This window comes from Streptomyces sp. NPDC002520 (genome assembly GCF_053595235.1).
The window spans coordinates 266,728-273,430 of sequence record NZ_JBSFXG010000009.1; the positions used below are offsets into that span (position 1 = coordinate 266,728).

General features: G+C 67.9%; 8 protein-coding genes. All 8 read left to right on the forward strand.

Annotation, left to right across the window (positions count from 1 at the left end; all coding sequences use genetic code 11):
- The first annotated feature begins 48 nt into the window (after positions 1-48).
- From ACWD5D_RS16210 to ACWD5D_RS16245, 8 genes are read left to right on the forward strand one after another with little or no spacing between them, the layout of a single operon-like run.
- On the forward strand, positions 49-798 hold the full coding sequence (locus tag ACWD5D_RS16210) for a helix-turn-helix transcriptional regulator (protein ID WP_451373326.1): 750 nt from the start codon (positions 49-51) through the stop codon (positions 796-798).
- Complete coding sequence (sufB, locus tag ACWD5D_RS16215) at positions 795-2,216, forward strand: Fe-S cluster assembly protein SufB (RefSeq protein ID WP_451373327.1); 1,422 nt, start codon at positions 795-797, stop codon at positions 2,214-2,216. Before ACWD5D_RS16210 ends, sufB begins: the two co-directional genes overlap by 4 nt.
- Before the next feature lie 59 nt (positions 2,217-2,275).
- Positions 2,276-3,460: a Fe-S cluster assembly protein SufD gene (sufD, locus tag ACWD5D_RS16220; protein WP_451373328.1), complete on the forward strand. Its 1,185-nt coding sequence runs from the start codon at positions 2,276-2,278 to the stop codon at positions 3,458-3,460.
- Positions 3,457-3,786, forward strand: coding sequence for a non-heme iron oxygenase ferredoxin subunit (locus ACWD5D_RS16225; RefSeq protein ID WP_451373329.1), 330 nt, complete (start codon positions 3,457-3,459; stop codon positions 3,784-3,786). The genes sufD and ACWD5D_RS16225 overlap by 4 nt, the downstream gene beginning before the upstream one ends.
- A 7-nt stretch (positions 3,787-3,793) precedes the next feature.
- Entirely contained in the window at positions 3,794-4,558 is a 765-nt protein-coding gene (sufC, locus tag ACWD5D_RS16230; RefSeq protein ID WP_451373330.1) for a Fe-S cluster assembly ATPase SufC, read from the forward strand.
- Positions 4,555-5,811, forward strand: coding sequence for a cysteine desulfurase (locus ACWD5D_RS16235; RefSeq protein WP_451373331.1), 1,257 nt, complete (start codon positions 4,555-4,557; stop codon positions 5,809-5,811). Before sufC ends, ACWD5D_RS16235 begins: the two co-directional genes overlap by 4 nt.
- 16 nt (positions 5,812-5,827) lie before the next feature.
- The gene (sufU, locus tag ACWD5D_RS16240; protein ID WP_451373332.1) at positions 5,828-6,295 is read left to right on the forward strand and encodes a Fe-S cluster assembly sulfur transfer protein SufU; all 468 of its coding nucleotides are present in this window, start codon (positions 5,828-5,830) and stop codon (positions 6,293-6,295) included.
- Entirely contained in the window at positions 6,292-6,624 is a 333-nt protein-coding gene (locus tag ACWD5D_RS16245; RefSeq protein WP_131569140.1) for a metal-sulfur cluster assembly factor, read from the forward strand. The genes sufU and ACWD5D_RS16245 overlap by 4 nt, the downstream gene beginning before the upstream one ends.
- Positions 6,625-6,703 lie beyond the last annotated feature (79 nt).

Consider the following 6,703-nt stretch of genomic DNA (forward strand, 5'->3'; position numbering starts at 1 on the left):
TCCGGACGGCGCTTGTCAGGCCGCGAGGAATTACGCAACAATGGCGTTGTGAAAAACGTCGACGAGGCTCGGGAGACCCCGATGGGGACCCCCCATGAGGAGCTCGCGACCGGAGAGCGCTCGACGCGCAACCGGGTCGTGCGGTCCATCCTGGACCACGGCCCGTCGACCGTCGCCGAGCTGGCCGGCCGGCTGGGGCTGACCCAGGCCGCCGTACGGCGGCATCTGGACGCCCTGGCCGCCGACGACGTCGTGGAGGCACGCGAGCAGCGCGTGTACGGCACGCGCACGCGAGGCCGCCCCGCCAAGGTGTTCGCACTGACCGACTGCGGCCGGGACGCCTTCGACCAGTCCTACGACAAGCTCGCCGCGGACGCCATGCGCTGGATCGCCGAGCACGAGGGCGGAGCCGACGCGGTCGCCGCCTTCGCCCGCGCCCGGATCGCCGCCCAGGCGGGTGTGTACCGCGAGGCGATCGGGAGCGTCGGCCCCGAGGAGCGCACCGAAGCCCTGGCCAGGGCCCTGAGTGCCGACGGGTACGCTGCTACGGCGCGCAGCGCACCGGTCGGCGAACAGCTGTGCCAGCACCACTGCCCGGTCGCCCATGTCGCGGAGCAGTTCCCCCAGCTGTGTGAGGCGGAGACGGAGATCTTCGCCGAGCTGCTCGGGACCCACGTCCAGCGACTGGCGACCATCGCCCACGGCGACGGCGTCTGCACGACGTTCATCCCCAAGATTTCGAAGACCGATCAGAGCCATCACGCTTCTGCAAGCACGGCCGGGAGGAACCCCGCATGACTCTCCCCACGGAGACTGTCCACCCCGAACTCGAGGGCCTGGGCAAGTACGAATACGGTTGGGCCGACTCCGACGAGGCCGGCGCCTCTGCGAAGCGTGGTCTGAACGAGGACGTGGTCCGGGACATCTCGGCGAAGAAGTCCGAGCCGGAGTGGATGACCAAGCTCCGTCTCAAGGGCCTGCGCCTCTTCGAGAAGAAGCCCATGCCGAACTGGGGCTCGGACCTGTCGGGCATCGACTTCGACAACATCAAGTACTTCGTGCGCTCCACGGAGAAGCAGGCGGAGTCCTGGGAGGACCTGCCCGAGGACATCAAGAACACGTACGACAAGCTCGGCATCCCGGAGGCGGAGAAGCAGCGCCTCGTCGCCGGTGTCGCCGCCCAGTACGAGTCCGAGGTCGTCTACCACCAGATCCGTGAGGACCTGGAGGAGCAGGGCGTCATCTTCCTCGACACCGACACCGCGCTGAAGGAGCACCCGGAGCTCTTCAAGGAGTACTTCGGCACCGTCATCCCGGTCGGTGACAACAAGTTCGCCTCCCTGAACAGCGCCGTGTGGTCGGGTGGCTCCTTCATCTACGTCCCGCCGGGCGTCCACGTGGAGATCCCGCTCCAGGCCTACTTCCGCATCAACACGGAGAACATGGGCCAGTTCGAGCGGACCCTGATCATCGTCGACGAGGGTGCCTACGTGCACTACGTCGAGGGCTGCACCGCCCCGATCTACAAGTCGGACTCGCTGCACTCCGCGGTCGTCGAGATCATCGTCAAGAAGAACGCCCGCTGCCGCTACACGACCATCCAGAACTGGTCGAACAACGTCTACAACCTGGTCACCAAGCGCGCCGTGGCGTACGAGGGCGCGACCATGGAGTGGATCGACGGCAACATCGGCTCCAAGGTGACGATGAAGTACCCGGCCGTCTACCTGATGGGCGAGCACGCCAAGGGCGAGACCCTCTCCATCGCCTTCGCGGGCGAGGGCCAGCACCAGGACGCCGGTTCCAAGATGGTCCACATGGCGCCGAACACCTCGTCCAACATCGTCTCCAAGTCGGTGGCGCGCGGTGGCGGCCGTACCTCGTACCGCGGCCTGGTCGAGATCGGCGAGGGCGCCGCCGGCTCCAAGTCGAACGTGCTCTGCGACGCGCTGCTGGTCGACACGATCTCCCGCTCCGACACGTACCCCTACGTGGACGTCCGCGAGGACGACGTGTCCATGGGCCACGAGGCGACCGTCTCCAAGGTCTCGGAGGACCAGCTCTTCTACCTGATGAGCCGCGGTCTGACCGAGTTCGAGGCGATGGCGATGATCGTGCGCGGCTTCGTCGAGCCGATCGCCAAGGAACTGCCGATGGAGTACGCGCTTGAGCTCAACCGGCTGATCGAGCTGCAGATGGAGGGTGCGGTCGGTTAAGCACCGACCCGCGCTCCCCGTCAAGCCCCTCACGTAAGAAAGCGAGCACTACGACAGCCATGGCTGAGGCTCAGAATATCCCGGTGGGCTCCACCACCGCCGGCCAGATCGCGGTGGCCGCCGAGTCGACCGTCGCCACGCGCATGAGCGCGCCCGCGTCCTTCGACGTCGCGGACTTCCCCGTCCCGCACGGCCGCGAGGAGGAGTGGCGGTTCACCCCGCTGGAGCGCCTGCGAGGTCTGCACGACGGCACCGCCGTCGCCACCGGCGAGGGCGTGAAGGTCGCCGTCGAGGCCCCCGAGGGCGTCACCGTCGAGACCGTCGGTCGCGACGACGCGCGGATCGGCAGGGCGGGCACCCCGGTGGACCGCGTCGCCGCCCAGGCGTACTCCGCCTTCGAGCAGGCCTCGGTCGTGACCGTCGCCAAGGAGACCGTCCTCACCGAGCCGATCCGCATCGCCGTGCACGGCGAGGGCGGGGTCGCCTTCGGCCACCAGGTGATCGAGCTGGGCGCGTTCGCCGAGGCGGTCGTCGTCATCGACCACACCGGTGACGCGGTGCTCGCCGCAGGCGTCGACTACGTCCTCGGCGACGGCGCCAAGCTGACCGTCGTCTCCGTCCAGGACTGGGACGACAAGGCCGTGCACGTGGCCCAGCACAACGCCCTGATCGGCCGCGACGCCTCCTTCAAGTCCGTGGTCGTCACCTTCGGCGGTGACGTCGTCCGGCTGCACCCGCGCGTCACCTACGCGGGCACCGGCGGCGAGGCCGAGCTGTTCGGCCTGTACTTCACCGACGCCGGGCAGCACCAGGAGCACCGTCTGCTGGTCACCCACAACACCCCGCACTGCAAGTCCAACGTCGTCTACAAGGGCGCGCTCCAGGGCGACGACGCGCACGCGGTCTGGATCGGCGACGTGCTCATCGAGGCCTCGGCCGAGGGCACGGACACCTATGAGATGAACCGCAACCTGGTCCTCACGGACGGCGCGCGCGTCGACTCGGTGCCGAACCTGGAGATCGAGACCGGCGAGATCGTCGGCGCCGGCCACGCCTCCGCCACCGGCCGCTTCGACGACGAGCAGCTCTTCTACCTGATGGCCCGCGGCATCCCGCAGCACGAGGCCCGCCGCCTCGTCGTCCGCGGTTTCTTCGCCGGGCTGGTCCAGCAGATCGGTGTCCCGGACATCGAGGAGCGCCTGCTCGCCAGGATCGAGGAAGAGCTGGAGGCTTCGGTCGCATGACCTTCGTACGCGTCTGCGAGCTGAGCGAGCTGGAGGAGGACACCCCGAAGCGGGTGGAACTCGACGGCACGCCGGTCTCGCTCGTGAAGACCGAGGGCGAGGTGTTCGCGATCTACGACGTCTGCTCCCATGCGAACGTCTCCCTGTCCGAGGGCGAGGTGGAGGACTGCCAGATCGAGTGCTGGCTGCACGGCTCCGCCTTCGACCTGCGCACCGGCAAGCCCTCCGGCCTCCCGGCCACGCGCCCCGTCCCCGTATACCCCGTAAAGATCGAAGGGGGCAGCGTCCTTGTCGACGTACGCGCCTCCCTCACCCAGGAGTCCTGAGGCACCCATGGCAACGCTTGAAATCCGAGACCTGCACGTCACCGTCGAGGCCGACAACGCCACGAAGGAGATCCTCAAGGGCGTCGACCTCACCGTGAAGCAGGGCGAGACGCACGCCATCATGGGCCCCAACGGCTCCGGCAAGTCGACCCTCGCCTACTCCCTCGCGGGTCACCCGAAGTACACGATCACTGGCGGCACCGTCACTCTCGACGGCGAGGACGTCCTCGAGATGTCCGTCGACGAGCGTGCCCGCGCGGGTCTGTTCCTGGCGATGCAGTACCCGGTCGAGGTCCCCGGCGTCTCGGTCTCCAACTTCCTGCGCACCTCCGCCACCGCCGTCCGCGGCGAGGCCCCCAAGCTGCGCACCTGGGTGAAGGAGGTCAAGGAGGCCATGGAGCGCCTCAACATGGACCCGGCCTTCGCCGAGCGCAACGTCAACGAGGGCTTCTCCGGCGGTGAGAAGAAGCGGCACGAGATCCTCCAGCTCGAACTGCTCAAGCCGCAGATCGCGATCCTCGACGAGACCGACTCCGGTCTGGACGTCGACGCGCTCCGCATCGTCTCCGAGGGCGTCAACCGCGTCCGCGAGACCGGCGAGGTCGGCACCCTGCTGATCACGCACTACACGCGCATCCTGCGCTACATCAAGCCCGACCACGTCCATGTGTTCGCCGGCGGCCGCATCGTCGAGTCCGGCGGCGCCGAGCTCGCGGACAAGCTGGAGAACGAGGGCTACGAGGCATACGTGAAGGGTGGCGCATCCGCGTGACACAGCTGCCGGGCCTCCTCGACACCGAGGCGATCCGCAAGGACTTCCCCGTCCTGGACCGCCTGGTCCACGGCGACAAGAAGCTCGTGTACCTGGACAACGCGGCGACTTCGCAGAAGCCGCGCCAGGTGCTGGACGCACTCAGTGAGTACTACGAGCGCTACAACGCCAACGTCCACCGCGGTGTGCATGTGCTCGCCGAGGAGGCCACGGCGCTGTACGAGGGCGCACGCGACAAGGTCGCGGAGTTCATCAACGCGCCCAGCCGCGACGAGGTGATCTTCACCAAGAACGCCTCCGAGTCGCTGAACCTCGTGGCGAACATGCTGGGCTGGGCCGACGAGCCCTACCGGGTGGACCACGAGACCGAGATCGTCATCACGGAGATGGAGCACCACTCCAACATCGTGCCGTGGCAGCTGCTCGCGCAGCGCACGGGCGCGAAGCTGAAGTGGTTCGGCCTCACCGACGACGGCCGCCTCGACCTCAGCAACATCGACGAGATCATCACGGAGAAGACGAAGATCGTCTCCTTCGTGCTGGTGTCCAACATCCTGGGCACGGTCAACCCGGTCGAGGCGATCGTGCGCCGCGCCCAGGAGGTCGGCGCGCTCGTCTGCATCGACGCCTCCCAGGCCGCCCCCCACATGCCGCTGGACGTGCAGGCCCTGCAGGCCGACTTCGTGGCCTTCACCGGCCACAAGATGTGCGGCCCGACCGGCATCGGCGTGCTGTGGGGCCGCCAGGAGCTGCTGGAGGACCTGCCTCCGTTCCTCGGCGGCGGAGAGATGATCGAGACGGTCTCGATGCACTCCTCGACGTACGCCCCGGCGCCGCACAAGTTCGAGGCGGGCACGCCGCCGATCGCCCAGGCGGTCGGTCTCGGTGCCGCGATCGACTACCTGAACGCCATCGGCATGGACAAGATCCTCGCCCACGAGCACGCGCTCACCGAGTACGCGGTGAAGCGGCTGGGGGAAGTCCCCGACCTCAGGATCATCGGCCCGACCACGGCCGAGGACCGTGGGGCCGCGATCTCCTTCACGCTGGGTGACATCCACCCGCACGACGTGGGCCAGGTCCTCGACGAGCAGGGCATCGCGGTCCGCGTCGGCCACCACTGCGCGCGTCCCGTCTGCCTGCGGTACGGAATTCCCGCGACCACGCGAGCGTCGTTCTATCTGTACTCCACGCCGGCCGAGATCGACGCTCTGGTCGACGGCCTGGAGCACGTACGGAACTTCTTCGGCTGAAGGGCGTGCTGACAAGGTGAAGCTGGACTCCATGTACCAGGAAGTCATCCTGGACCACTACAAGCACCCGCACGGGCGTGGTCTCAGGGATGGCGACGCCGAGGTGCACCATGTGAACCCGACGTGCGGCGACGAGATCACTCTTCGCGTGAAGTACGCCGGCACGAAGATCGAGGACGTCTCCTACGAGGGCCAGGGCTGCTCCATCAGCCAGGCGTCCGCCTCCGTGCTGAACGAGTTGCTGGTCGGCAAGGACGTGACCGAGGCGCAGAAGATCCAGGAGAGCTTCCTGGAGCTGATGCAGTCCAAGGGGCGGATCGAGCCCGACGACGCCATGGAGGAGATCCTGGAGGACGCGGTCGCGTTCGCCGGTGTCTCCAAGTACCCCGCGCGGGTGAAGTGCGCCCTCCTGAGCTGGATGGCGTGGAAGGACGCGACGGCCCAGGCGCTGGGTGGCGCCGACGCCGAAAGGAAGACCGCATGAGCGACACCGTCGAGATGAAGCCGGCCTCGGAGGAGGAACTCCGTGAGGCCCTGATGGACGTGGTGGACCCCGAGCTGGGCATCGACGTCGTCAACCTCGGGCTGATCTACGGCATCCACGTCGATGACGCGAACATCGCCACCGTGGACATGACCCTGACCTCCGCGGCCTGCCCGCTGACGGACGTCATCGAGGACCAGGCCAAGTCCGCGACCGACGGCCTCGTCAGCGAGCTGCGCATCAACTGGGTCTGGATGCCGCCGTGGGGCCCCGACAAGATCACCGACGACGGCCGCGAGCAGCTGCGCGCGCTCGGGTTCAACGTCTGAGGTTCTTCGCACCCGCATGAGGCGGCGGCCCCCCCGGGGGGGCGCCGCCCCATTTATGTTAGAGGGGGCGGCCAGCGGG